Here is a 26,592-nt window from a genome sequence, read left to right on the forward strand (position 1 = left end):
ACCCTGCAGGGGTGATCGGCGGGTGAGAGACCTGCCGGCGGACGGATGCCGCGGCGCACGGCATCCGCTCTCGTCCGGTCACTCGCAGCGCAGCCCGTCCTGTGGCGGCGTGCCGTCCAGGAGGTACGTCTCGACCGCGGCGTCCACGCACGGGTTGCCCTTGTTGTAGCCGGTGTGCCCCTCGCCCACGCGGGTCACCAGCACGCCCGAAGACAGCTGGTCCGCCATCGACACCGACCACTCGTACGGCGTCGCCGGATCGTTGGTGGTGCCGACCACCACGATCGGCGCGGCGCCCTCGGCGGGGATCGGCTCGCGGACGCCGGTGGCCGGGAACGGCCACACCTCGCACGGGTCGGGACCCTCCCAGTAGGGCGCGATGGTCGGCGCTTCCGCTGCGAGCAGCGCCTCTGCCTCGGCCTCGGCCTCGGGCGTCGCGTCGAGCGGGTAGTCCATGCAGTTGTATGCGCGGAAGGCCTCGGTCTGGTTGTTGAGGTAGACGCCCTCCTGCCGGTCGTAGTAGAAATCGACGAGCTGGAATGCCGAGGCCGGATCGCCGGCGAGCGCGTCGGTCAGCGCCACCGTCAGGAAGCCCCAGCTGTCAGCCGAGTACAGCGCCGCCACGATCGCCGTCATCAGCGAGTCGGCGCCCAGCAGGCGACCATCGGCGTTGCGCAGCGGATCGCGGTCGACTCCGGCCAGCAGCGTGCCGAGATCCGCCATCGCCTCGTCGACGGAGCCGCGGAACGGGCACCCGTCGTCCTGCACGCAGTCGGCCATGTACGCCCGCAGCGCGGACTCGAAGCCCAGCGCCTGGGTGATGCCGACGTCGATGCCGGGGATCGCCGGGTCGATGGCGCCGTCGAGCACGAGGCGCCCCACCTTCTCGGGGAACAGCTTCGCGTAGGTGGCACCGAGGAAGGTGCCGTAGGAGTAGCCGAGGAAGTTCAGCTGCGTGTCGCCGAGCACCGCCCGCAGGAGATCCATGTCGCGCGCGGAGTTCTCGGTCGTGATGTACGGCAGGATGCCGTCGCTGTTCGCCTCGCAGGCGTCGGCGAAGTCCGCATGGGCGGCCAGCAGTTCATCGGTCCAGCCGGCGCTGCCGCGCTCCCCCTCGGGGATGTCGAACAGGTAGGCGTCCATGTCGGCGGGTTCGAAGCAGGTCACGGCCGTCGACTCGCCGACCCCTCGCGGATCGAAGCCGATGGTGTGGAACCGCTGACGAACCGGATCGCCGACGGCGAACGTCACCGAGTCGCGCACGAAGCTCACGCCGCTCGCCCCCGGGCCGCCGGGATTGGTCAGCAGCGAACCGATCGGTTCGCCGGCCCCTTCGGCGCGACTGCGGATGATCGCCAGCTCGATCTCGCCCGTGGCCGGCTGCGTCCAGTCCAGCGGCGCCGTCACCGTGGCGCAGTCGAACTGCCCGCACGTGGTCCAGTCGAGGGTCTGCGAGTAGAACGGCAGCAGCTCGGGCGACACCCCCGCGACGTCGGGCGTCGCGCTCGCTGCCGGCCGCGGCGCCGCATCCGGGATCGCCGCATACAGGCAGCCGCTCAGCGTGAGGGTGAGGGCTGTCATGCCGGCGAGCGCGGCGAGGGCTCGCGACACGCTCGGCATTCGACGGCTTCGGCGGGGGTGAGGGCGGGTCACGGCGTCCTTCCGCTGGCGACGGTGATGAGCATGCTCTCGAGCGCGAGGACGGGGGCGGCGTTGAGCTCGAGGTTCTCCCGCGTCGCGGCGATCCGGTCGACCACGGCGAGCGTGCGCTCCGGCGACCAGGCCGATGCGAGCGCGCGGAGCTCGGCGTCCAGTTCGCGGTTGATGAGGTCGCCCTCCCGCCCGAACTGCAGCATGAGCGTGTCGCGGAACATCGATTCGAGATCGGTGAGCACGCGGTCGATGCCGTCGCGGAGACTGCGGGTCGCGCGGCGCTTCTGCTCGTCCTCGAGCGCGGAGAGCTGCGAGCGGACCGCCGACGGGACGGCGGCCCCGTCGGCGATGCCGAGTGTGCGCAGCAGCGTCGCCCGCTCGGCCTCGTCGCGTTCGGACGTCAGCGCCCTGGCGTCGTCGGTGGCCGCCGCGACGATCGCGCCCGCCACCTCGACGGCGTCCCCCACGCCGCGCACTCCCAGCACACCGCGGAGCGTGGCGTCCCGGCGAGCGCGGGCCGCGGCATCCGTCGCCAGCCGCTGCGCCATGCCGATGTGACGCTGGGCATGGCGCGCCGACTGCTCGGCGACGGCCTGGTCGACGCCGCTGCGGCGGACGATGAGCTCGGCGACGTCGACGGCGTCGGGCTCGCGCAGTCGCAGCGTGCGCACGCGGGAGCGGATCGTGGGAAGCAGGTCGGCATCGCTCGGGGCGCACAGCACCCACACGGTCCGCTCGGGCGGCTCTTCGAGGGCCTTGAGCAGCACGTTGGAGGTGCGCTCCGTCATGCGGTCGGCATCCTCCATGACGATGACGCGGTAGCGGCCGAGCGACGGAGCGAAGTACGACCGCTCCACGAGCGCACGGGCGTCCTTGATGGAGATGATGACGCCCTCGGTCCGCAGCGCCGTGATATCGGGGTGGGTGCCGGCGAGCACCTGCGCCATCGCGCGCTCGTCGCCGGGCTGTGCGATGAGCGCGGCCGCGAAGGCGTGGGCGAGGATCGATCGGCCGGATCCCGGCGGGCCGGTGATGAGCCACGCGTGGGTCATCGCGGCGGGGTCGGATGCCGCCTCCCGCAGCGTCGCGACCGCGGCGTCCTGCCCCCACACCTCTGCCCACGGCAGGCCGAGGGCGGCGGCGTCGCGCGCCTCGGGTGCACCCGCGACGGCGGGCGTGGTCGCGGCTTCCATCCCGCCCAGCCTAACCGCCGCCTCCGACGCGGGACGCGACGGCCGACCGGGCCGTCATGCCAGCAGCGGCTCGACGCGACCGCGCACGGCGGCCGCGAGCTCGGCCGGCGGGCGCGCGGCGTCGAGCACGAGGTACCGCACCGGTTCGGCCGCGGCCAAGCTGAGGAACTCGTCGCGCACCCGCGCGTGGAAGTGCTCCTTCTCGGCCTCCAGCCGGTCGAACGGCTTGTCGTCGGCGTCCAGGCGCGTCCGCGCGGCCGCGGGGTCGAGGTCGAGGAGCACCGTCACGTCGGGCAGGAGTCCCTGTGTGGCCCACAGCGACAGCCGGCGCACCTCGTCGCTGCCGAGCACCCGGCCGGCGCCCTGGTACGCGACCGATGAGTCGAGGTAGCGGTCCTGGATGACGATCTCCCCGCGCGCGAGAGCGGGCCGCACAAGGGTGTCGATGTGATGGGCGCGGTCCGCCGCGTACAGCAGGGCCTCGGCGCGCGGGGACACCTCGCCGCGGTGGTGGAGCACGATGTCGCGGATCAGCACGCCCACCTCGGTGCCGCCCGGCTCGCGGGTGCGGACGACGGTGCGGCCCTGCTGGGTGAGCCACTCCTCCAGGAGCGCCGCCTGCGTGGTCTTGCCGACGCCGTCGCCCCCCTCGAACGTGACGAAGAGACCTCTCCCCGGCCCGCCCGCGACCGGAGGCGCGGACGGTGCGTCCGCGTGCTCGGCCCTCACTTCTTCGCCGCGGTCTTGCGCGTCGCAGTCCGACGTGCCGGACCCTTGGCACGCTTGTCGGCGAGAAGCTGCACGGCGCGTTCGAACGTGATCTCCATCGCGTCCTCGCCGCGCGGGATCGTCGCGTTCGTCTCGCCGTCGGTGACGTAGGGGCCGAAACGGCCGTCCTTCAGCTTGATGGGCTTGCCGCTGGTCGGGTCGTTCTCGAACTCCTTCAGCGCCGAGCTGGCGCCGCGGGCGCCGTACTTGGGCTGGGCGTAGACGGCGAGCGCCTCTTCCAGCGTGATGTCGAAGATCTGCTGCTCGTTCTGCAGGGTGCGCGAGTCGGTGCCCTTCTTCAGGTAGGGACCGTAGCGCCCGTTCTGGGCGGTGATCTCGGCGCCGGTCTCGGGGTCGGCGCCGACCACGCGCGGCAGATCGAGGAGCTTGAGCGCCGTGTCGAGGTCGATGGTGTCGACCGACATCGACTTGAACAGCGATGCCGTGCGCGGCTTGGGAGCCGCCTCCTTCTTCGCACCGCGCTTTTTCGGCGCCGGCTCCGGCTCTGCCGCCACGACCTCCCCCGTCTGCTCGTCGACCTCTTCGAGTGCGGGCGGGTCGGTCTCCTGCACGTACGGACCGAAGCGTCCGTCCTTGACCACGACGAGCTTCCCGGTGGCCGGGTTCTCCCCCAGCACGCGGTCGCCGGCGACGGGAGCGTCGATGAGCTCCTGCGCCTTCGCGGGGGTCAGCTCGTCGGGTGCGAGATCCTCGGGGATGTTGACCCGGCGGGGCTCGGCATCCGGATTCTCTTTGTCGGGCACCTCCAGGTACGGGCCGTACTTGCCGAACCTCAGCGTGGCGACCTCGCCGATCGGCGTGGAGTTCAGTGCGCGGGCGTCGATCTCGCCGAGGTTGTCGACGATGTTGCGCAGGCCAACGTGCTCGTCCGAGCCGAAGTAGAACTCCCTCAGCCAGTCCTGGCGCTTCTGCTCGCCGCGCGCGATCGCATCGAGATCGTCTTCGAGGGCGGCCGTGAAGTCGTAGTCGACGAGGTCCGCGAAGTGCTGCTCGAGCAGTCGGACGACGCTGAACGCCAGCCAGCTCGGGATGAGGGCCTGCCCCCGCTTGGTGACGTAGCCGCGATTGAGGATCACGTCGATGATGCTGGCGAAGGTCGAGGGGCGGCCGATCCCCTTCTCCTCGAGCGCCTTGACGAGGCTCGCCTCGGTGTAGCGGGGCTTGGGGCTGGTCGCGTGGCCCTTCGGCTCCACGTCCCGAAGCCGCAGCACGTCACCCACCGCCATGGCCGGCAGCGACTGGTCGTCGGACTTGTCGGCGTCGCTGCGCTTCTCGTCCCTGCCCTCCTCGTACGCCTCGAGGAACCCCTTGAAGGTGTACACGGTGCCGGATGCCGTGAACTCGGCGCGACGCGCACCGGCCGCGACCGCGAGGGTCACGGTGGTGGTCTCGTACTTGGCGTCCGACATCTGGCTGGCCATCGTGCGCTTCCAGATGAGGTCGTACAGCCGCAGCTCGTCGCGGTCGAGCTGGGCGGACACCTCGGCCGGCGTGCGGAAGACGTCCCCCGAGGGGCGGATGGCCTCGTGCGCCTCCTGCGCGTTCTTGCTGTTGTTGCGGTACGTGCGCGGGTTCAGCGGCACGGCCGCCGCGCCGTACAGCGCGACCGCCTGCTCGCGGGCGGCCTGCACGGCCTGCGTCGACAGCGCCGTCGAGTCGGTGCGCATATAGGTGATGTACCCCTTCTCGTAAAGACGCTGCGCGACGCCCATGGCGTGCTTGGCGCTCATCGAGAGCTTGCGGCCGGCCTCCTGCTGGAGCGTGGAGGTCGTGAAGGGGGGCTTGGGGCTGCGGGTTCCCGGCTTGGACTCCAGGGCGGTGACGGATGCCTCGCCCGCGGCCTCGATCGCCGCGGCGAGGTCACGCACCTGCGCCTCGTCGAGGACGAGGACGGCCTTCTTCAGCTCGCCGCGGTCGTCGAAGTCGGTGCCGCGGGCCAGCACCGCGCCGTCGACGCGGGCAAGACGGGCGGAGAAGGCCTCGTCGATCCCCTGCGGGCGGTTCGGTGCGGCGAGCGCCTCGATGTCCCAGTAGGACGCCGACACGAAGGCCATGCGCTCGCGCTCGCGGTCGACGACGAGGCGGGTCGCTGCCGACTGGACCCGCCCGGCGGACGTCCCCTGCTGCACCTTGTACCAGAGCACGGGGCTGACGTCCCAGCCGTACAGGCGATCGAGGATGCGACGGGTCTCCTGCGCGTCGACGAGCGCGAGGTCCAGCTCGCGCGTGTTGCCGACGGCGGCCTGGATCGCGTCCTTGGTGATCTCGTGGAACACCATGCGCTTGACCGGCACCTTGGGCTTGAGGGTCTGCAGCAGGTGCCACGCGATGGCCTCGCCCTCGCGGTCCTCATCGGTGGCGAGCAGGAGCTCGTCCGCCCCCTTCAGCGCGCGCTTGAGCTCGGCGACCGTCTTCTTGCCGCGCTCGCTCTCGACGTAGTAAGGGTCGAAGCCGTTGTCGATGTCGATCGAGTACTTCCCGTACGCCTGCTTCTTCTCTGCGGGGATGTCCCTCTTGTCCGCGAGATCGCGGATGTGGCCGACCGAGCTGAGCACCTCGTAACCGTCTCCGAGGTAGCCCTGGATCGACCTCATCTTCGTCGGTGACTCGACGATGACGAGCTTCTTGCCTTCTGCCAACGGGGGCGTCCTTTCTTCGACGCAAACCATACACGCCGCTTCCCGGTGCGGGCGCTGTGAGTCGTCAGGGCGGCGGCCCCGCTCGCGCGGCCGCGTGCGCCGTGAGCGGTCCCACCCGGAGCGAGACCGAGACCGTCGCGACGAGCTCGTCCACGGCGCAGGTCTCCAGCACCGCCCCGAAACTGCCGACCACCTCGGCCGCCCGCTCGCACGGCGCGCCGGGCACGGCCCCGGAGGCGGCGTCGGCGGCGGCGAGTGCTCCGCCGTCGGCCGCGGCGGCGAGGCGCTGCCCCGCGACCGACGCCGCGCCGACCGTCGCAAGGCCACCGGTCAGCAGGGCGGCGCCGGCCACGAGAGCCGCGGCCGCGAGGGTCCCGGCCATCAGCCGCCGCCGGCAGGACGCCGCCGACCCGGACGCGCGACGTGCGGGCCGGTCACAGCCCGCCCGCCAGCGCACATCCTTCGGCCGTGACGCGAAGACCCAGCAGCGCGGGAGCGGAGGCCGCCACGCAGACCAGGTCCCCTCGCGACGCCACCTCGACCGAGGCCCCGGCAACCGCTGCCCCGACCGCCTCGTGTGCCCGCGACGCGGACTCGCCGCGCGCGCTCAGGCGCGCGGCATCCGCCACCGCATCCTGCAGCCGCACCTGCCTCGAGGACGCCGCGAGCGCCCCGACGCCTACGAGGAGCACGATGACCACGGCAGGAAGGGCGACCGCGAACTCGGCTGCGACCGATCCCCGGTCGTCGCCGTGCCGCCGTCGCATCAGGCGACCGTCAGCGCTCGCCGCACGAGATCGGTGAGGATGCCGCGGACCTCGTCCGAGCGCATGATGACGACCAGCAGCCCCGCGAAGGCGACAGCCGCCATGGTGGCGATGGCGTACTCCGCTGTCGCGGCGCCGGTGTCATCCGCGTCGCGAGGCAGGAACAGCCGCTCGGCCCGGCGCGTGGTGAGGCGCGGCAGGGCGGGCGTGGTGCGGGAGGTGAACATAGGGTTCTCCGTTCGTTGTCGGTGGTGCGGGCATGGTCGGAAGGAGGGCCGCCCGGCTGGCCGGGCATCGGCTCACAGCGTGAGCGACATCGTGGACATGACGCTGAGCAGCATGGGCGCGACACCCAGCAGCAGGAACGCGGGAAGGATGCAGACGCCGAGCGGGATCAGGAGCCGCGACGACAGGCGCGCCGCCCGGAGGCGGCCGTCGATGCGCGCGCGGTGGCGGGCGTGGGCAGCGGATGCGCGCAGGAGCTCGACAGCCGGCACGCCCGCCGCACGCGACAGCGCCAGCATCCGCGTCACCTCCGCCGACGCGGCTTGAGGTCGTCCGCCGGCACCCGCACCGGCGGCCGCCGCTGCGTCGGCATCGTCCCGGCCGGTGCGCCGGGCGTCCCGCACGACCGACTGTGCCCGGTCGATCGACACGCCGCCGCTCAAGGCGATCGCGACGAGTTCGGCGTCGAGCCCGGGAAGATCGCCGCCGGCGCGCGCACGGGCGACCAGCCGTCCCGTCCATCGTCGGGCGAGCACGAGCAGCACCGCCCCCGTGACGAGGCTCGCGATGCCGAGCGGATCGGTCAGCAGGGCGCCGACCATGTCGAAGCCCAGCAGGCCGCCGAGGCCGACGGCCACGAGCGGCAGCCAGGCCATGAGACGCGCCGTGCCGGCAGGCTCGGCGAGCGCGACGCGGACATCGTCGGCCGCCTCGTGGGCGTCGCGCAGCGCGACGGCGATCCCGCGGAGCGATTCGGCCAGCGGCGCCCCGACGACCGAGGCCACCTTGTACGCCGCCGCGATCTCGGACCACACCGAGGGACCGATCCCCGCGATGGCGTCGGGGAGGGGCGCACCGTCGCGATGCGCCGCAACGACGTGGGCGGCCGCCCGATCGCCGGTGCGGGCCAGGTGCGCCCACGCCCCGGCGGGCGCGAGGCCGGCCTGCAGCAGCACGGCCAGCTGCAGCACCGTCTCCGCCGCCGCAGCCGCGTCCGGGCCGGCCTCGCGACCCCCGTCCGTGCCACTCCGGCCCGCGCGCGCAGGACGCGCACGACGTCCCCACGGTCGCGTGCTCGTCATCCGTCCGCGTCCCATGCCTGCTCCTCGATGCCCAACCGCCCCGCCGAGTCGACGACCGGGCGGCCCGCCCCGGCGATGCGGCGCTTGCCGTCGGCGTCGCGCTCGACGTGGACGATGAGACCGATCGCACTGGCGGTCTGCCGCGCCAGTGCCTGGTCGTCGAGCCCGGCCAGGGCGCCGAGCGCCTCGAGGCGCGCCGGCACATCGCCGAGGCTGTTGGCGTGGACGGTGCCCGCGCCGCCGTCGTGGCCGGTGTTCAGCGCCGACAGCAGCTCGCGCACCTCCTCGCCCCGGCACTCCCCCACGACGAGGCGGTCCGGACGCATGCGCAGTGCTTCGCGCACCAGCCGCGCCAGCCCGATGGCTCCGCTTCCCTCGATGTTCGGCTGCCTGGCCTCGAGCCGGACATGGTGCGGGTGAGCGATGCGCAGCTCGGCGACGTCCTCGATGGTGACGATCCGCTCGTGCGCGGGGGTCTCGGCCAGAAGCGCCGCGAGCAGCGTCGTCTTCCCTGCGCCCGCCGCTCCGGTGACCAGCAGGTTCACCCGGTGGGCGATGGCCTGCTCCAGGCGCCGCCGGACCGGCGGTGCGAACATGCCGGCACCCTCCAGCGCGTCGAGCGTCGGGCGTCCGATCCGCGGCACGCGGATCGAGATCATCGTGCCCTCCGGGGCGACCGGAGGCAGCACCGCGTGCACACGGACGCCGCCGTCCAGGCGCACATCGACGCACGGCGCCGCATCGTCGAGGTGGCGTCCGCCGGCGCCGATGAGGTCGACCGCGAGGGTGCGCACCTCTTCTTCCGTGGCATGCCAGCCGCGCGCGGCGACGGCCCCCGCTCCTCGGTCGACGAACATCCCCGCCGCTCCGTTGACGAAGATGTCGGTGACCTGCGGATCTGCGAGGCAGGCCGCGAAGGGCGTCAGCGCCGGGTGCCACTGCGCACACGGCTCTTCGGCTGCCGGGCGGGCGACGTCCGGCGAGGGCGTTGCTGCTCGGGACGGGCCGGCATGCTCAGCGCTCCGGCGCCGCTCCGGGACCCACGCGCTCGCGGCCGGGACCGCGGCGGCAGCCTCCGGCGCCCGCTCGTGCGAGAACGGCACCGGCACGCGGGGAGCTGCCGATGACGCGGGCGGGACCGGCCTGGACGCGGCATCCGTGGATTTTCCCGGCACCGCCGCTGCCGCGCGGCGGGGACGGACCACGAAGGAAGCTGACATGCCGTCGACCGTAGGCAGACGCCGGGCGTGAGCGGGACCAGGGCACGACATCGGTGGACGACGGTGCCCGGCGGCCCGGTGGGGAGGAACCGTCGGACCGTCGCGGGACGCCCCGGTTCAGCCCCGAAAATGAGGGCGGCATCCCATGGGGGGAATGGGATGCCGCCGTGCGCGGGCCCGCACTTTCGGGGGGTGACGTCGGGCGCCGCAATGCCAGAATCGAATGTTCGGCCACCGGTCAGCATAGGCGAGGCCTGGGCGGCGACCAAACGAAAAGGAGAGGATTCTCACCGATATATCGGTCGGCGACCTCCGGCGGCCGCCACCTACTATCGGGGGTGGTCGGCCGGGATCGGCGTCGGTACATTTCCTGGCAGACTCGCCGGCACCCCGTCGGCCTCCCTCAAGCCCGCAAAGGAGCGCGCTCCCATGAGCGAACAGATCCCGGTCACCCACGCCCCCAGCAGCCAGATCGACCATCTGCTGAACGAGGATCGGCGCTTCCGCCCGAGCCCGGAGTTCGCCGACAACGCCATCGCGACCGCTGCCCTCTACGAGCGGGCGAAGGCCGACCGGCTCGGCTTCTGGGCGGAGCAGGCCCGCGACCTGCACTGGCACACGCCGTTCACGCGGGTGCTCGACTGGTCGAACCCGCCGTTCGCGAAGTGGTTCGACGACGGCGAGCTGAACGTGGCCTACAACTGCCTGGACCGCCACGTCGAGGCCGGCAACGGCGAGCGCGTCGCGCTGCTGTGGGAGGGTGAGCCCGGCGATGAGCGCCGCGTCACCTACGCCGAGCTCACCGACGAGGTCAAGCGGCTCGCCAACGTGCTGGAGGGGCTCGGCATCGGCGCCGGCGACCGTGTCGCCATCTACATGCCGATGATCCCCGAGGCGATCGCCGCCATGCTGGCCGTCGCCCGCATCGGCGCCATCCACTCCGTGGTCTTCGGCGGGTTCTCCGCCGACAGCCTCCGCGCCCGCATCGACGACGCCGGCGCCAAGCTCGTCATCACGGCCGACGGCGGCTACCGCAAGGGCAAGGTGTCTCCCCTGAAGCCGGCCGTCGACCTGGCGCTCGGCGACCGTGGCGCAGGCGCGCAGGAGACCGTCGAGCATGTGCTGGTCGTCAAGCGCGGCCAGAACGACGTCGACTGGACCGAGGGCCGCGACCTGTGGTGGCACGAGGCCGTGCCGGCCGCGTCGGCCGAGCACCAGGCGCAGGCGTTCCCCGCCGAGAACCCGCTCTTCATCCTCTACACCTCGGGCACGACCGGCAAGCCGAAGGGCATCCTCCACACCTCCGGCGGGTACCTCACGCAGTCGGCCTTCACCCACAAGGTGGTGCACGACATCCACCCCGAGACGGACGTGTACTGGTGCACCGCCGACATCGGATGGGTCACCGGCCACAGCTACGTCACGTACGGTCCCCTCGCGAACGGCGCGACGCAGGTGCTGTACGAGGGCACCCCCGACACCCCGCACCCGGGGCGCTGGTGGGAGATCGTTCAGAAGTACGGCGTCACGGTGCTGTACACGGCGCCGACCGCGATCCGCTCCTTCATGAAGCTGGGGCGCGCGATACCCAAGCAGTTCGACCTCTCGTCGCTGCGTCTGCTCGGATCCGTCGGCGAGCCCATCAACCCCGAAGCGTGGATGTGGTACCGCAAGATCATCGGCGGCAAGACCGCGCCCATCGTCGACACGTGGTGGCAGACCGAGACCGGCTCCATCATGATCTCCGCGCTACCCGGGGTGACCGAGACCAAGCCGGGCTCGGCTCAGGTACCGCTGCCGGGGATCTCGATCGATGTCGTCGACGAGGACGGCTCGCACGTCGGCAACGGGAACGGCGGGCTGCTGGTCGTGACCGAGCCGTGGCCGTCGATGCTGCGCGGCATCTGGGGCGACCCGGAGCGCTTCGTCGAGACCTACTGGGAGAAGTTCCGGGCGCAGGGCTACTACTTCGCCGGTGACGGTGCGCGTCTGGACGACGATGGCGACGTGTGGCTCCTCGGCCGCGTCGACGACGTCATGAACGTGTCGGGCCACCGCCTGTCGACGACCGAGATCGAATCAGCGCTGGTCGGCAACGAGGCCGTCGCCGAGGCGGCCGTGGTGGGCGCGTCGGACGAGACGACCGGTCAGGCGGTCGTGGCGTTCGTGATCATCAAGCAGTCCTACCTCGCCGAGCACTCGCCCGACGGTCTCGCGCAGAGCCTTCGGGGGTGGGTCGGCGAGCAGATCGGTCCGATCGCCCGCCCGCGCGACGTCTACATCGTCGGCGAGCTTCCCAAGACGCGCTCGGGCAAGATCATGCGGCGCCTCCTGCGCGACGTGGCGGAGGGGCGCGAGGTCGGCGACACCACGACGCTCGCCGACACCGCCGTCATGTCGGTGATCTCGGCGCAGGTGCGGTAGGTACGAGAGCGGATGCCGCCGCGCGGGGCTGCGGCATCCGCTCTCCGTCCTCGCGGCTCGCGAGCAGGTCAGGCGTACGAGAAGACGACCTCGACCTCGACCGGCGCATCCAGCGGCAGCACCGGAACGCCCACCGCGGAGCGGGCGTGCCTGCCGGCCTCGCCGAAGATCTCGCCGAGGACCTCGCTCGCGCCGTTGATGACGCCGGGCTGGCCGGTGAACTCGGGAACGGATGCCACGAACCCCGTCACCTTCACGACCCCGGTGAGGCGGTCGACCCCGCCCACGGCCGCCGCGGCGGCGGCGATCGCATTGAGGGCGCTCTGACGCGCGTAGTCCTTGGCGTCCGAGGCGGGCACGAGCCCGTGGCCCTCGCCCACCTTCCCGTTCGCCGGGAGCGCTCCGGAGATCATCGGCAGCTGCCCGGCGGTGAAGACGAGATCGCCGTATGCCTTCGCGGGCACATAAGCCGCCACGGGGGGAACGACGTCCGGCAGGTCGATGCCGAGCTCGGCGAGACGATCGCTGACGGCCATGCTCACGCCCCCTCGAACTGCCTGGCGGCCTGGGCGGCGGCATCCAGCCCGGCGTTCTGCTGCCCGCCGCCGGAGGGACGCTTGAAGTAGGCCACGAGGCCCCCCTCCGGTCCCGGCACCACCTGCACGAGCTCCCAGCCCTGCTTGCCCCAGTTGTTGAGGATCGCGGCGGTGTTGTGGATCAGAAGGGGCGTGGTGAGGTATTCCCACGTCGTCATCGCGACTCCTCGGTCGGGGAAAGTGACGGCTGATGAAGGCTGGGAAACATCTCCGCGGGCGCACGTCCGTCAGGGAATCGCCCAGGTATGTCCCCTACGATCAAGCCTATGCCTGATACCAAACGCACGGCCACCGGTGTGCTCGGCGGACTCGCCGGCCTCGTCGGTCTGAGTGCCGCAGCCGGTGTCCTCATCGCCGCGACGGTCACTCCCGCGGTCGCTATCACGAGCACCGCGGCAGAGCGCGCGATCACGATGTTCGACAATCTTCCGAGCGTCCTCGAGATCGACAAGCTCATGCTCCCGAGCAACTTCTACTACACCGACCCCAATTCGGGCCAGCCGGTGCTGATGACGCAGTTCCTCGAGCAGGACCGCACGCCCGTCGGGTTCGACCAGATCTCCCCCGTCATGTACGACGCGCTGCTGTCCAGCGAGGACCCCCGCTACTACCAGCACGGCGGCATCGACCTCATCGGCACCACCCGCGCGCTGCTGTCCAACGCCCAGGGCGCCTCCGAGACGCAGGGCGGCTCGTCGATCAGCCAGCAGTACGTCAAGAACGTGCTCATCCAGAAGTGCGAGCAGAACGCCGAGACCGAGTACGAGACCGACGAGGCCGGCGAGGTCGTCCTCGACGAGACCGGCGCACCGAAGGTCAAGACGAGCCGCGACGACGCCCTGCGCAACTGCTGGGTCGAGGCCACGACCGCCGAGGGCACCGAGGGCTACACCCGCAAGCTGCAGGAGATGCGCTACGCCATCGCGCTGGAGCAGAAGTACTCCAAGAACGACATCCTGCTCGGCTACCTGAACATCGCCAACTTCGGCGGGATCACGTACGGCATCGAGGCCGCCGCCCGCTACTACTTCAGCACCAACGCCGCCAGCCTGACCGTCGCGCAGGCGGCCACCCTCGCCGGCATGGTGCAGAACCCGAACAACTACCGCATCGACCGCCCCGGCGGCTCGATCTTCGGCTCTGACGGCACGACCTTCAACAAGGCGGCCGACGGCGTGATCGACGAAGGCGCGAACCTCACCGTGCTGGACGACCTGGTCGCCTCGGGTGAGATCACCGAGGAGCAGAAGCTCGCCGCCGCGGACGGGTATACCTCGACGAAGGTGCGCCAGCTCTACGTGCTCAACCGCATGCTCGAGGACGGCAAGATCACGCGCGCGCAGTTCGTCGAGGCAGCCGCGTGGCCGATCACGCCGGCCATCAACCCGCCCAAGACCGGATGCGCCGCTGCCGGCCGTGCCGCGTACTTCTGCCAGTACGTGAAGTACGTCATCCTCAAGGACCCGGCCTTCGGCGAGACGGCCGAGGACCGGCAGGAGACGCTGCAGCGCGGTGGACTGAACGTGTACACCACGCTCGACCCCCGCATCCAGACTCCGGCCGAAGAGGCCGTCGCCACCTACGCGCCGACCTCGATCGAGATGCCCATCTCCCCCGACATCGGGATCCCGGGCCGCTTCGGCTCGACCACGGTGAGCGTGGAGGCGACCACCGGACGGATCCTCGCGATGGCGCAGAACACGACGTTCAGCGAGGACGCGGCCGTGGCCGGCGACCCCAACTTCTCGTCGCTCGTCTTCGCCGGAGACAAGCAGTTCGGCAACTCGACCGGCTTCAATGCCGGGTCGACGTTCAAGCTGTTCACGCTCATCGACTGGCTCGAGAAGGGCCACTCCGTGAACGAGAGCCTCAACGGCTCGTCCCGCGTCTTCAAGCGGATGACCAACTCCTGCCAGGGCGATTGGGTCAACCAGTCCAACACCCTCGTGAACAACTTCAACCGTCAGCGCGGCTACACCGGCACGCCGATGCAGTTCACCCGCGACTCGCTCAACACCGGCTACTTCGCCATGGCCGAGAAGCTGGACCTCTGCGACATCGGCAAGGTCGCGACGAAGATGGGCGTCTTGAACGGCCGGGGCGGCGAGATCGCCATGAGCACCCTGACCTCCGTCATCGGCGTCGATGCCGTCTCACCGCTCGCCATGGCCGAGGCCTATGCGACGGTCGCCAACAACGGCGTGTACTGCCAGCCGCAGGTGATCGACCGCGTGACGGACTCGGACGGCAACGAACTGCCCAAGCCCGAGCGCGCGTGCAGCCAGGTGCTGGACCCCGCGGTCGCCGCCACGGCCGCGTATGCGCTGCAGGGCGTCATGAACGGCGGCACCGGCGCGCAGGGCAACCCGCGCGACGGCGTACCGCTCATCGGCAAGACCGGCACGCACGAGTCGATCCAGTCCTGGCTCATCACCTCCAGCACGAAGGTCGCCACGGCGACCTGGGCGGGCAACATCGAAGGCGGCGGTGACATCTTCAAGACCTGGTTCAACGACCGGCGTCTGTCCGACATCCGCTACGCCATCACACGCTGGGTGCAGGGCGCTGCGAACGAGGCCTACGGCGGTGACCGGTTCGCGAACCCTTCGGCCGAGCTCACCAAGCAGGTGCTCCGCGATCTCCCGAACGTCGTGGGCAGGTCGATCGATGAGGCGACCGGCATCCTCCAGGGCGCAGGGTTCGGCGTGGCCGTCGGAGACCCCGTCGACTCCGATCAGCCCGAGGGTCTGGTCGCCGCGCAGAACCCGGGCGCCGGCCGCGTCGCTGCCGGGACGACGGTGACGCTGAGCCCCAGCAACGGTCAGGGCATCGCCGTTCCGGATGTGTCGGGTCGCACGCTGGAGGACGCCAAGCGCGCGCTCCGCAGCGCCGGGTTCGGCAACGTGAGCGACGGCAACTGCACGCAGGACGCCTCCCTCGGCGACCAGTCGCGCACGGCCGGCACGAATCCGGCCGCCGGCACCGTCGTCAACCGCAACGCGGGCATCGCCGTCGACTACAGCGCGGCGAACTGCGGCGGCGGCGGCCGTGGCAACAACGGCAACGGCGACGGATAGTGCCGTCCTCTCCGGCTCGCACCGCCCTCACCGCGCTCGGCACGGTGGGGGCGGTCGGCGTGGGCGCGGCGGTGTGGGGCGTGGGCATCGAGCGCTACCTGTTCACCGTCCGGTTCCATGAGCTCGCGGTGCTCCCCGGCGGGGCGCGACCGATCCGGGTGCTGCACGTGTCGGACGCGCACATGGCTCCGTGGCAGCGTCGCAAACAGCAGTGGATGGCGGCCCTCGCGGAACTGCAGCCGGATCTCGTGGTCAACACGGGCGACAACATGGGTCACACCGGGGGCCTGCGGGGGCTGCGGACGGCGTTCGACCCGCTGCGGGGCGTGCCGGGCGTCTTCGTCCACGGGTCCAACGATCACGCGGCGCCGTCACCGCGCAACCCGCTCCGCTATTTCACCGGTCCGTCCCGCGTGAAGCACACGGCCGAGCCGCTGGACACAGACGCCCTGGACGGCTACCTCGCCGATGAGCTGGGCTGGCTCGACCTCAACAACGCGGCAGGGGCGCTGGAAGCCGGAGGGGTGCGCATCGCGGCCTTCGGTGTCAGTGACGCGCATCGCGGCTGGGACAGCCTGGAAGTCCTGCCCGAGCTGGTCTCCGATCTGCGCGCTCAGGGTTCGTTCGACCTCACGATCGGCGTGACGCATGCGCCGTACCGGAAGGTGCTCGACGACTTCGTCGACCTCGGAGCGGACGCGGTGTTCGCGGGGCACACGCACGGCGGACAGGTGCGCGTGCCGGGGATCGGGGCCCTCGTCGCCAACTGCGACATCCCCCTCCGACAGGCGCGCGGCTTGAGCGAGTGGACCCACGCCGGCCGGTCCGCACCGCTGAACGTCAGCGCCGGGATCGGGCATTCCATCTACGCGCCCGTGCGTTTCGCCTGTCGTCCCGAGGCGTCGCTCATCACCCTCCTTCCCCGCGCCTGACGGCTGCCGGCGCGATCCGGCCGTCGGCCGTTGCGGGTCGCGGGCGCGTCGCCTCCTCCCCAGGTGCGCAGTCCGCTCGCCCGTCCACGGATTCACTCTCCCGCGATTACGGGCCGGCGCACCGCGGTCAGGATCGAGGGGTGCCGATCACCTCCCCGCCCCGCCCCGTGATGTACGACCCACGTCCGCCCCGGGTGGTGCGCCTGCTGCATGCCCGCCGGCGGGGCCTTCCACCCGTGGTGTCAGCCATCGCGGTGACCGTGTCCCTCATCGCGCATCTGCTGGTGGCGCTGCTCGCCCCGGCGCCCGCCCACGCCGCATCGCAGGGGAGCGGCTTCGGCAGCTGGGCGCCGGTCTCGCGGTATGGCTGGCACGGATCGATGCTGGTCGAGGGGGTGCACACGTACTGCATCACCCCCGGAGCCCCCGCTCCGACCGGCCCCACCACCGACCTCGGCGTCAGCGCGACCGCCGCCGGACTCTCGCCGCAGCAGCTCGCGGGCATCAATCTCCTGGTCACCGAGTACGGCCAGACCGACGACCCGGTAACGGCCGCGGCCGTCGGGTGGGCGGTGAAGGCGATCGCGGACTGGGATGAGACCCTCGGCGCCTTCGGTTATCCCGGAGACTCGCTGGCGGGTGCGATTCACTGGACCATGTCGGCGCTCGCGCCGGAGCACAGTGCCGCCGTGCAGCGGCTCGCGCTGGCGTACGTCGACGAAGCGCGTGCCGCGACCGCGCCGCCGGCGGCGATCGGGTCGTTGGTCTTCACAACCGATCTCGTCGACCCGCGCGGCGGGAGCGTGCGGGTCGAGGCCACCGTCCCCTCGGCGACGGGGTCGCTGTCGCTCGTGAACGCCGTCTTCGCCGACAGCGGCACATCGACCCGCGACGGCGTCGTTCCGGGTGTGGACCTTGCGATCATCGCCACCCCGCCCGCCGAGGGGCGGCCGTTCACCGTGAGCGGCACGGGCCGGTTCTCGGCCCCGGTCGGAGCAGCCGTGCGCCACTTCACGACGCCGGGCGGTCAGGACACCGCGGGCCCGGGCGGCGACGTCGCCTTCGAGGTGAACGGGGCGGATGCTGCGCCTCGCGCACTCTCGTTCGCCCCGACGATCACCACGCAGGTCGCCGATCGCTACGTTCGGGGCGGGAGCTTCGTCGACGACGTGACGTTCCACGCCGACGAAGGGACCTGGCCGCGGGCGGAGGACGGCTCGCATCTTCCGGTCACCGCCCGAGCATCGATCTACCTGACGGACGCCGAGCCGGCGCCGGGCGACTCACCTCCGGATGCCGCGCCGGTCGCGACGCTCACGTTGACCAGCGACACCGCCACCGGACCCAGCGGGGCGTACCGCGTCACCTCGCCCGAAGAGATGTCCGAGCCGGGCTTCTACACGGCCGTGTGGAGCATCGCCGGCGCCGACCAGACCGCCGAGGTGGCCGGCCGTACCGGCGCGGACTACCGCTGGAGCGAGGCGTTCGGCGTACGCAGCCAGGTGACGATGGTCCCGGCGATCACCACCACCGCGCTGCCCGTCGCCGTGCCCGGCGAGCGCCTCAGCGACACCGTCCACGTCGGACATCCCCTCCCGGCTGACGGACTGCGCGTCACGTCGGCGGTCTACCGCGCCGTCGAAGGCACTCCCGTCGAGCAGACGTGCGTCGAGGAGAACCTCGTCTGGCAGAGCGAGGAGGTCGTCGTCACCCACCCCGGCGATCACACCGTGACCTCTCCGCCGGTCGAGGCCGCCGGCACGTACTACTGGCAGGAGCGGGCGCTCGACGCCGCCGGCGAGGTGGTCCATGTGGGCGTCTGCGGAGTGGAGAACGAGACGACGCGGGTGATCCAGCCGACGCCGGCAGCGGCTGCGCGCACCCCGCAGCTGCCGGCGACCGGTGCCGACCTGGACGCCCTGCGCGCGCCCGGGGCGATCGCGGTGGCGCTGCTGGCTGCCGGCGGCGCCGTCCTGGCGTGCCGCCGCTCGCGGTTCGGAGCACCGCTCGACATCGGTTAGACTCGGAGGGTTGCAAAACGGGGTGTGGCGCAGCTTGGTAGCGCGCTTCGTTCGGGACGAAGAGGCCGCAGGTTCAAATCCTGTCACCCCGACAGCAGAGAGGCTCCGCCGGAAGGCGGAGCCTCTCGCGCGAAAGGACGGACTTGTGACCGACAGCGCCCCGCCCCGCCTCGTCGCCTTCGACCTCGACGACACGCTCGCTCCGAGCAAGAGCCGCATCGACCCCCGCATCGGCGACCTCCTCGTGGCGCTCGCCGAACGCGTCGACGTGGCGATCATCTCCGGGGGCCAGCTCGCGCAGTTCACCACGCAGGTGGTCGACCGACTGCCGGATGCCTCTCCCGAGGCGCGATCCCGTCTGCACCTGCTGCCCACCTGCGGCACCCAGTACTACCGTCTCTCGGACGACGGCATCGTCACGGTCTACCGGCGCTCGCTGACCGACGACCAGAAGTCCCGCGCGCTCGCGGCGGTCGAGGGCGAGGCGCGGCGCCTCGGCCTCTGGGAAAGTGAGACCTGGGGCGACATCCTGGAGGACCGCGGCTCGCAGATCACGTTCTCCGCCCTCGGGCAGCAGGCACCCGTGACCGAGAAGATGTCCTGGGACCCGAGCGGCGAGAAGAAGAACGCCCTCCGAGCAGCCGTCGCGGCGCTGCTCCCCGACCTCGAGGTGCGCTCCGGCGGATCGACCTCGGTCGACATCACCGAGCGCGGCATCGACAAGGCGTACGGCATGCGGCAGCTCTCCGAGCAGACCGGCATCGCCCTCGACGACATGCTGTTCGTCGGTGACCGCCTCGACCCCGACGGCAACGACTACCCGGTGCTCGCGATGGGCGTCCGCTGCCACGCGGTGGAAGGGTGGGAGGACACCGCCGACTACCTCGAGACCCTCATCCCGACGCTTCCCGTCCGCGTCTGAGGCGCCCCCTCCGCGCAGGGATGCCGGCCGCCGCGCGGCGAGGGCGCCTCCGCGTGGGCGACCACGTGCCCGCGGGTCGTCTGGGTGTCACGCCTTCGGCCGCGACGCCGGCGCCGTCACGGGCCGCGACGCGTCGGCATCCGCCTTCCCGCCCGCCGTGCTCTTCGCCGCCCGGGCAGATCCACCCGAGCCGACGCGCACGCGCGGTGCTCCCCCGCCCGCAGCCTCCGCCGGGGCACCGGCGAGCGGCATCAAGCGCGTGAGCTGGGTGACGTGCCGCGGCTCGAGCTCCGCGAGCGTCGACACCCCCAGCAGCTTCATCGTGCGCTCGATCTCGCTGCGCAGGATCGTGATGGTGCGGTCGACGCCCTCGCGCCCGCCGGCCATCAGCCCGTACAGGTAGGCGCGGCCGATCAGGGTGAACTTGGCGCCGAGCGCGACCGAGGCGACGATGTCGGCCCCGTTCATGATCCCGGTGTCGATCATGACCGTCGCATCCTTGCCGACCTCCCGCACCACCTCGGGAAGCAGCCGGAACGGTATCGGTGCGCGATCCAGCTGACGTCCGCCGTGGTTGGAGAGGATGATGCCGTCGACCCCGGCGTCGATCAGGCGCTTGGAGTCCTCGATGTTCTGCACCCCCTTGACCACGATCTTGCCGGGCCAGATGTCACGGATGATCGCGAGGTCGTCGTAGCTGATCGTCGGGTCCATGGCGGAGTTGAGCAGCTCGCCGACGGTGCCGCCGGTGGTCGAGAGCGACGCGAACTCGAGCTTCGGGGTGGTGAGGAAGTCGATCCACCACCACGGCCGCGGGATGGCGTTGATGATCGTGCCGAGCGTGAGCTGCGGCGGGATTGAGAATCCGTTGCGCTTGTCGCGCAGGCGCGCCCCGGCGACGGGTGTGTCGACCGTGAACTGGAGGGTGTCGAAGCCCGCCGCCGCGGCCCGACGCGCGAGCCCGTACGAGATCTCGCGATCGCGCATCACGTACAGCTGGAACCAGTTGCGTCCGTGCGGGTTGGCCTTCTTCACGTCCTCGATCGACGTCGTGCCGAGCGTAGAGAGCGTGAAGGGGATGCCGGCGGCACCGGCCGCGCCGGCGCCGGCGATCTCGCCCTCCGTCTGCATCAGCCGCGTGAAGCCGGTCGGCGCGATGCCGAACGGAAGCGCCGACGGACCGCCGAGGATCTGCGTGGACATGTCCACGTTCTCCGCCGGGCGGAGGATGTCGGGGTGGAACTCGACATCCTCGAACGCCTGGCGGGCGCGCGACAGCGACAGCTCGCCCTCGGCCGCTCCGTCGGTGTAGTCGAACGCGGCCCTGGGAGTGCGTCGCTTGGCGATCGTGCGGAGGTCGCTGATCGTGAGCGCGGCCTCCAGGCGGCGCTTCTTGCCGTTGAGCTCGGGCTTCTTGAACTGCATGAGTTCGAGCAGCTCGGCGGGGCGCGGAAGCTGGCGGGTGACCATGGGGTCCCTTTCGGTTCTCGGTTCTCAGTCGGTGGTGCGGGCGAGGCCCGCCTGTGCGTAGTAGCCGGTGATGTGGTCGCGCACGAGCGTGCGCGCGCGGACGGCCTCCCCGCCTCGACGGCCTCGAGGATCGCGCGGTGCTCGCTGCGCAGACGCTCCACAGTGCCCTTCCAGTCGGGGATACGGGCAGCGCCGGCCTGCACGTACGACTCGATCGCCGTGCGCAGCCCCGCCATCATCGCCACGATGACGACGTTGCCCGATGCCTCGGCCAGCGCAAGGTGCAGCTGCGCATCGAGGGCGAGGAACTCGGGAGGCGTGAGATCGTCCGCCTCCATCGCCGCCACGATAGAGCGCGCCGGGGCCGTCGAGCGGGCAGCGTCTGTCGCGAGCGCCTCGACGACGGCCGACTCGAGGGCGAGCCGCGTGGCGACGACGTCGTCCAGGGGAAACCCCTGCGCCGCGACCTGGAGCCGCAGGAGCGCCGACATGCCGCCCTGCGGCGTCGCGATGATGATCGCGCCGGAGGTCGGGCCGGAGCCGGTGCCGGTGCGGATGAGTCCCATGACCTCGAGCACGCGCAGCGCTTCTCGCACACTAGAGCGGCCCACCCCGAGCGTCGAGGCGAGCTCCCGCTCGGGCGCGAGGCGGTCGCCGGGCCGGAGCGTGCCGTCCAGCAGATCCGCCTCGATCTTCTCGAGGACCACGCGCCACGCGCGCGCAGGGGCGATCGCCGTCGGTGACATCGGGGTGCCTGCCACGGATCTCCTCGTCGGTGTCGGATCCGGCGCCCTCCCCATTGAAGGGCACGGTGTGGTCTGACCACGATACCTTGTGGTCCGACCACAGACAAGCCGGGTGCCCTCCGGCTACTCCAGCCGCCCCCCGGACGCACGCAGGTAGTCCTCCGCGCACAGCGACTCGTACGTGACCCGATCGGCCGAGAGCTCGTCGATCGCGACCTGGTCCCCGTCGAAGACGAAGCGCCCCCCGACGAGGCGGGCGTTGAACAGCGCCTTGCGCCCGCATCGGCAGATCGTCTTCAGCTCTTCCAGGCTGTGGGCGAGCTCCAGCAGGCGAGCGGAGCCGGGGAAGGCCTGCGTCTGGAAGTCCGTGCGGATGCCGAACGCCAGCACCGGCACGCCATCCAGCACGACGATGCGCAGCAGGTCGTCCACCTGCACCCGCGTGAGGAACTGCGCCTCGTCGATCAAGAGGCAGGCGACGTCGACCTCGTGCTCATCGGACTCCGGCACGAGGGCGGAGGCGGCATCCCGCTTCACGCGCTCACGATGCTCGGCGAACAGCGCCCTCAGGTCGGCGTCGGGCGCGATCAGGAAGTCGACCGTGCGCTTGACGCCGAGCCGGCTGTCGATCTGGTCGGCGCCCTTCGTGTCGATCGCCGGCTTGGCCAGCAGGACGTGCTGGCCGCGCTCCTCGTAGTTGTACGCGGCCTGCAGAAGGGATGTCGACTTGCCGGAGTTCATCGCCCCGTAGCGGAAGTACAGCTTGGCCACGGATCGAGCGTAGTCGGTGCGCGGTCGCCCTTCCGGGCGCTCACCGTCCGCCGAACCCGCCGCCGCCTCCTCCGCCGCCGGAGGATCCGCCACCCGACGAGCCGCCCGAGGAGGACCAGCCGGAGCCGGACGAGGATCTCGAGCAGGATCCCGGCCTCGACACCGGGGTGGCCGCGAGCCGGCCGATCGACGACGACGCGTCGGACAGCGAGCGGGAGGTGACCGCGTCGAACAGCGCGACCCGCGCCGCCGCTTCGGTACCCGCCGCCGCCCGCACCACCCGCACCCACTCCCGCTCCATGCCCAGCAGCACGGCGTAGGGCAGCAGCCGCTCGTACAGGTTGACGACATCCGCCCCGGGCGCACCCGGCGCCTCGCCGTAAGGCCGCCTCCCCGACGACACGAGGTCGGCCGTCTGCGGAGCCTGCGCGGCCCGCAACCGCTCCTCCTCGGCGAGGGCCAGGTAGTCGCGGATGCCGTCGAGGTAGGTGCGATGCATGCCGCCGGCCAGCGTGAGGGTCGACGACGGAAGCGACACGAACGGCAGTCCGAGGAATGCGAAGAACGCGCTCCCCACTGCCGTGACGTAGATCACGTCACCCAGCGTCCCGAGCGGAGCGAGCACGGCGAAGGCGCCGTCGGCGAAGAAGATCAGCAGCAGGGCGAGCGGCATGCCCGACATCTGGACATACCCCCGCACCCGTCCGATCCACGCGGGGAGCTTGCTGCGGTAGCCGCGCTGCACCGTGAACTCGTCGATGCGTCGCACATAGCTCACCGCGCGCGCCGGAGGCTTCGCGGCGAACGCACCGAGGTCGACCTCGGCGCCGGGCTCGGCCGCGCGACCGAACAGGGTGTCGACGACCCGCCGCTCGTCCGCATCCAGGCCGACCCTGTCACGCAGCACCACCGCGAAATCGTCGGCGACCTGGCGGTCGCCGGTGGCACGCAGCTCCACCGCATCCTTGACGGCGAGGTCGACGACGTGGGCGGCCAGCGCACGCTCGAGCACGCCGAGCACGCCCGCCGACAGAGTCAGGGACTCATCCGTGGGCGGCGTGTACTGCACGATCACCGGCGACGGGTCGGGGTTGCGGCGGGCCGCCGCCCTGACCACCAGCAGGAACGTCAGGCCGCCGATGCCCGACGCGAGGGCGAGCAGCGGGAGGATCCACAGCCACCACGGGTACGGCGGAGGCGGCGGCGCGGTGGGCGCGGCGAAGGTGCCGCGCTCGAAGCCGATCGCGACCGACACGTTCTCATGAGGGCCGAGCCCCTCGTCGCGGGCACGGAACGAGACCGCGGTGGTCGCCGACGAGCCGGACGCCATGGCCCACCACGAGACGTCGTCCGGCAGCGGCACGGGTGCGTCCGCCCGCTCGATGTCGCATCGGTCGGTGGACCCGGCCGGGCCGGTGTAGCAGAACACGCGCCCGTCGAGGACGGCGGCCGCGGCATCCGTCGCCACCCGCACGTCGACGTCGACGACGTCGAACGGCTGGGCGTGGTCCGTGCCCACCGTGTCCCAGAAGAACTCGTCGGCCGCGGTGTCGTCGTAGCGCAGCACGACGTCGCTCATCTCGTAGGTGAGGACGTACGTCTGCGCACCGTGGACGTAGCTGTCGTCGCCGGTGAGGATGTGGATCCAGTCGCCGTCCCGCTCGGTCCACCACGGGATCGCGGCGCCGTCCGCTCCCGTGACGCCCAGCACGACGGTGCCGAGGTCGATGCCGCTGTCGACCACCGGAAGCGCACGCACGATCCCCTTGTTCTGATCGAACTCGGGGAACCGGGCGACGATGGTCTCGGTCGTCAGCAGCCGGCTGCGGTCGCCCGCGCCGCGGACGAGCCAGTAGTCGGCGGCGAACGAGTCGAACGAGAAGTCGTCGACGGATGCCGCGACCAGCGCCCCGATCACCGGCGGCCGCTCCGCTCCGCGCGCCGAGAATGCAGCGGGCGCGCGGTCGCTGGTCGCCAGCGCGACACCGCCCGCCGCGAGCAGCGCGACGACGGATGCCACGGCGACCCCCCAGCGACGCCACGCGCGTCCGGACACCGGCATGACCCCACCCTAGGGGTCGACCGCCCCGCGCTCCCAGGACTGGATGCCGCCAGGCATCTCGACGAAGCTCGGCGCCGGGAGCGCGACCGCGGGAAGGCGGGGTAGCCACGAGGCGTCCCGCACCGCCGCCTTGGCGCGAAGATGGGTCAACTCGAACGCGAGCTGACCGGTGGTGACCGGGATGCCGGGGTTCGCAGCATCCGGCCGCATCACCTTCGTCCCGTCGAACGAGTAACCGCGCACGAGCGCTTCCGCGTGCAGCGCGAGGAGGTAGTGGCCGATCGCGTCCAGCGGGTCGGCGACGGCCTGGAACCGCTCCAGCTGCGGATGCCGCTTGTACCCCACCGTCGTGCCGGTGAGGACCCTCTGCGCGAGCAGACCTTCGCGCCAGCACGCGACCAGTCCGGTCCGGTCGAGGATCGACGGACGCAGCGACCACAGCCTCATCGGAGGATCACGCCGTGAGGGCCAGCGCCTCCGCGGTCTCGTCGAGGAGCTCGCGCGCGGCCTCGGGTCGCGCGTTGAGCGTCTCGCCGTAGCTCGGGATGAGCTCGCGCAGGCGCGGCTCCCACGACGCGATGCGGTCGGGGAAGCAGGTCTTGAGCAGCCCGAGCATGATCGAGACCGCCGTCGAGGCGCCGGGCGACGCGCCGAGAAGGCCGGCGATGGTCCCGTCCGCGCCGGTGACGACCTCCGTGCCGAACTGCAGAACGCCCCCCTTCTCGGGGTCCTTCTTCATCACCTGCGCACGCTGGCCGGCCTGCAGCAGCTCCCAGTCCTCGTCCTTGGCAGTGGGCATGAAGACCCGCAGGCTGTCGACCTTCTTCGCATGGTTCTTCAGCAGCTCGCCGACGAGGTACCGGATCAGGCTGGGGTTGTCCCAGGCGACCTTGAGCATGGGTCCGAGATTGCCGGGACGCACCTGAGTCACGATGTCGAGCATCGATCCGTTCTTGAGGAACTTGGGGCTGAACGTCGCGAACGGCCCGAAGAGCAGGGACGCCTCGCCGTCCACCACGCGCGTGTCGAGGTGCGGCACCGACATGGGCGGCGCTCCGACCGATGCCTGCGAGTACACCTTGGCCTTGTGCTGGGACACGATGGCGGGGTTGGTGGTCTTCAGCCACTGGCCGCCGATGGGGAACACGCCGTAGCCGGAGATCTCGGGGATGCCGGAGCGCTGCAGCAGCTTCAGCGCCCAGCCGCCCGCGCCCACGAACACGAACTTGGCGCGGATCTCGCCCGGGGTGCGTCCCACGGTGCGCCGGTACTTCACGCGCCACGAGCCGTCATCCAGTCGCTTCAGGCCGCGCACCTCGGTGTTGGTGCGGACGTCGGCACCGTTCTCGGCGAGCCGGTCGATGAGCTGGCGGGTGAGGGCGCCGAAGTCGACGTCGGTGCCGGCGGGAACGCGGGTGGCCGCGAACGGCTCGCCCTTGCGACGCTTCTGCATCAGCAGCGGCGCCCACTGGTTGATGACGCGCGAGTCCTCGCTGTACTCGATGCCCGCGAACAGCGGCTCGTCCTTGAGCGCCTCGTAGCGCTTCTTCAGGTAGGCGACATCCTTCTCGCCCCGCACGAAGGTCATGTGCGGGGTGGAGTTGATGAAGGTGGACGGGGCGTCGAGCACGCCCGCGTCGACCAGCGAAGACCAGAGCTGACGGCTCTGCTGGAACTGCTCGTTGATCGAGATCGCCTTGGCCGGGTCGACGGTGCCGTCCTTGCCCTCGGGCATGTAGTTCAGCTCGCAGAGGGCGGCGTGACCGGTGCCGGCGTTGTTCCAGGCGTTCGAGCTCTCCAGCGCGACATCACTGAGGCGCTCGAAGAGGGCGATCTTGAGGTCGGGCTGCACCTCCTGCAGCAGGGTGCCCAGCGTCGCGCTCATGATGCCGCCGCCGATCAGCAGGACGTCGACCGTTCCGGTGGGGAGGTCGCTGGCGTCGGGGCTGGGGAGGGCGTCGGAGGGCGTTTCGGTCACCAGACGATTCTAGTTCGCCGCGAAA

At 71.4% G+C, this 26,592-nt stretch carries 21 protein-coding genes, 1 tRNA gene and 1 pseudogene; 6 read left to right on the plus strand and 17 right to left on the minus strand.

The window, feature by feature from the left end; genetic code table 11:
* Window positions 1-78: 78 nt before the first annotated feature.
* The 9 genes from IR212_RS11430 to IR212_RS11470 form a co-directional block, all read right to left on the minus strand.
* Entirely contained in the window at window positions 79-1,620 is a 1,542-nt protein-coding gene (locus tag IR212_RS11430) for an alpha/beta hydrolase (RefSeq protein WP_194396034.1), read from the minus strand.
* Between the two features lie 29 nt (window positions 1,621-1,649).
* Window positions 1,650-2,846 carry a DNA polymerase III subunit delta' gene (locus IR212_RS11435; protein ID WP_194396035.1) on the minus strand — a complete coding sequence of 399 codons (1,197 nt, stop codon included), beginning with the start codon at window positions 2,844-2,846 and terminating at the stop codon, window positions 1,650-1,652.
* A 54-nt stretch (window positions 2,847-2,900) separates the two neighbouring features.
* Window positions 2,901-3,575 (minus strand): dTMP kinase, encoded by a 675-nt coding sequence (gene tmk / locus IR212_RS11440; protein ID WP_194396036.1) that lies wholly within the window; start codon window positions 3,573-3,575, stop codon window positions 2,901-2,903.
* Window positions 3,572-6,274: a type I DNA topoisomerase gene (gene topA / locus IR212_RS11445; RefSeq protein ID WP_194396037.1), complete on the minus strand. Its 2,703-nt coding sequence runs from the start codon at window positions 6,272-6,274 to the stop codon at window positions 3,572-3,574. The genes tmk and topA overlap by 4 nt, the downstream gene beginning before the upstream one ends.
* 64 nt (window positions 6,275-6,338) lie before the next feature.
* Window positions 6,339-6,656 carry an Rv3654c family TadE-like protein gene (locus IR212_RS11450; protein WP_194396038.1) on the minus strand — a complete coding sequence of 106 codons (318 nt, stop codon included), beginning with the start codon at window positions 6,654-6,656 and terminating at the stop codon, window positions 6,339-6,341.
* Window positions 6,657-6,708: 52 nt separating this feature from the next.
* Complete coding sequence (locus tag IR212_RS11455; RefSeq protein ID WP_194396039.1) at window positions 6,709-7,041, minus strand: TadE family type IV pilus minor pilin; 333 nt, start codon at window positions 7,039-7,041, stop codon at window positions 6,709-6,711.
* Complete coding sequence (locus IR212_RS11460) at window positions 7,041-7,268, minus strand: DUF4244 domain-containing protein (RefSeq protein WP_194396040.1); 228 nt, start codon at window positions 7,266-7,268, stop codon at window positions 7,041-7,043. Before IR212_RS11460 ends, IR212_RS11455 begins: the two co-directional genes overlap by 1 nt.
* Before the next feature lie 72 nt (window positions 7,269-7,340).
* The gene (locus IR212_RS11465; RefSeq protein ID WP_228479288.1) at window positions 7,341-8,363 is read right to left on the minus strand and encodes a type II secretion system F family protein; all 1,023 of its coding nucleotides are present in this window, start codon (window positions 8,361-8,363) and stop codon (window positions 7,341-7,343) included.
* The gene (locus tag IR212_RS11470) at window positions 8,345-9,568 is read right to left on the minus strand and encodes a TadA family conjugal transfer-associated ATPase (protein ID WP_337907598.1); all 1,224 of its coding nucleotides are present in this window, start codon (window positions 9,566-9,568) and stop codon (window positions 8,345-8,347) included. The genes IR212_RS11465 and IR212_RS11470 overlap by 19 nt, the downstream gene beginning before the upstream one ends.
* Window positions 9,569-9,997: 429 nt before the next feature.
* Between IR212_RS11470 and acs the strand changes: the two genes are divergently transcribed.
* Entirely contained in the window at window positions 9,998-11,992 is a 1,995-nt protein-coding gene (gene acs / locus IR212_RS11475; RefSeq protein ID WP_194396041.1) for an acetate--CoA ligase, read from the plus strand.
* Window positions 11,993-12,060: 68 nt separating this feature from the next.
* On the opposite strand, the gene IR212_RS11480 is transcribed toward acs, so the two are convergent.
* The gene (locus IR212_RS11480; protein WP_194396042.1) at window positions 12,061-12,528 is read right to left on the minus strand and encodes a RidA family protein; all 468 of its coding nucleotides are present in this window, start codon (window positions 12,526-12,528) and stop codon (window positions 12,061-12,063) included.
* 2 nt (window positions 12,529-12,530) lie between these two features.
* Complete coding sequence (locus IR212_RS11485; RefSeq protein ID WP_194396043.1) at window positions 12,531-12,746, minus strand: Sp36 family protein; 216 nt, start codon at window positions 12,744-12,746, stop codon at window positions 12,531-12,533.
* 108 nt (window positions 12,747-12,854) lie between these two features.
* Between IR212_RS11485 and IR212_RS11490 the strand changes: the two genes are divergently transcribed.
* The 5 genes from IR212_RS11490 to IR212_RS11510 all read left to right on the plus strand — a co-directional run bounded on the left by IR212_RS11490 (window position 12,855) and on the right by IR212_RS11510 (window position 19,540).
* On the plus strand, window positions 12,855-15,665 hold the full coding sequence (locus IR212_RS11490; protein WP_194396044.1) for a transglycosylase domain-containing protein: 2,811 nt from the start codon (window positions 12,855-12,857) through the stop codon (window positions 15,663-15,665).
* Complete coding sequence (locus IR212_RS11495; RefSeq protein WP_194396045.1) at window positions 15,665-16,597, plus strand: metallophosphoesterase; 933 nt, start codon at window positions 15,665-15,667, stop codon at window positions 16,595-16,597. The genes IR212_RS11490 and IR212_RS11495 overlap by 1 nt, the downstream gene beginning before the upstream one ends.
* A 140-nt stretch (window positions 16,598-16,737) precedes the next feature.
* On the plus strand, window positions 16,738-18,618 hold the full coding sequence (locus IR212_RS11500; protein WP_194396046.1) for a hypothetical protein: 1,881 nt from the start codon (window positions 16,738-16,740) through the stop codon (window positions 18,616-18,618).
* A gap of 18 nt (window positions 18,619-18,636) precedes the next feature.
* Window positions 18,637-18,710: transfer RNA gene (locus IR212_RS11505), tRNA-Pro, on the plus strand.
* A 53-nt stretch (window positions 18,711-18,763) separates the two neighbouring features.
* Window positions 18,764-19,540 carry an HAD-IIB family hydrolase gene (locus IR212_RS11510; protein ID WP_194396047.1) on the plus strand — a complete coding sequence of 259 codons (777 nt, stop codon included), beginning with the start codon at window positions 18,764-18,766 and terminating at the stop codon, window positions 19,538-19,540.
* Between the two features lie 87 nt (window positions 19,541-19,627).
* Here the strand turns inward: IR212_RS11510 and IR212_RS11515 are convergent, their stop codons facing one another.
* The 6 genes and pseudogenes from IR212_RS11515 to IR212_RS11540 all read right to left on the minus strand — a co-directional run bounded on the left by IR212_RS11515 (window position 19,628) and on the right by IR212_RS11540 (window position 26,567).
* The gene (locus tag IR212_RS11515) at window positions 19,628-21,010 is read right to left on the minus strand and encodes an alpha-hydroxy acid oxidase (protein ID WP_194396048.1); all 1,383 of its coding nucleotides are present in this window, start codon (window positions 21,008-21,010) and stop codon (window positions 19,628-19,630) included.
* A 149-nt stretch (window positions 21,011-21,159) separates the two neighbouring features.
* A pseudogene (locus IR212_RS11520) lies at window positions 21,160-21,810 on the minus strand (FadR/GntR family transcriptional regulator); the annotation flags it as partial.
* A gap of 69 nt (window positions 21,811-21,879) precedes the next feature.
* On the minus strand, window positions 21,880-22,527 hold the full coding sequence (locus IR212_RS11525; protein ID WP_194396049.1) for a thymidine kinase: 648 nt from the start codon (window positions 22,525-22,527) through the stop codon (window positions 21,880-21,882).
* Between the two features lie 40 nt (window positions 22,528-22,567).
* Window positions 22,568-24,589, minus strand: coding sequence for a DUF2207 domain-containing protein (locus IR212_RS11530; RefSeq protein WP_228479289.1), 2,022 nt, complete (start codon window positions 24,587-24,589; stop codon window positions 22,568-22,570).
* A gap of 9 nt (window positions 24,590-24,598) precedes the next feature.
* Window positions 24,599-25,036, minus strand: coding sequence for a pyrimidine dimer DNA glycosylase/endonuclease V (locus IR212_RS11535; RefSeq protein WP_194396050.1), 438 nt, complete (start codon window positions 25,034-25,036; stop codon window positions 24,599-24,601).
* A 7-nt stretch (window positions 25,037-25,043) separates the two neighbouring features.
* A complete protein-coding gene (locus IR212_RS11540; RefSeq protein WP_194396051.1) occupies window positions 25,044-26,567 on the minus strand; it encodes a malate:quinone oxidoreductase in 1,524 nt (507 codons plus the stop codon).
* Window positions 26,568-26,592: the final 25 nt, after the last annotated feature.

It is taken from the genome of Microbacterium atlanticum (genome assembly GCF_015277815.1).
GTDB lineage: Bacteria > Actinomycetota > Actinomycetes > Actinomycetales > Microbacteriaceae > Microbacterium > Microbacterium atlanticum.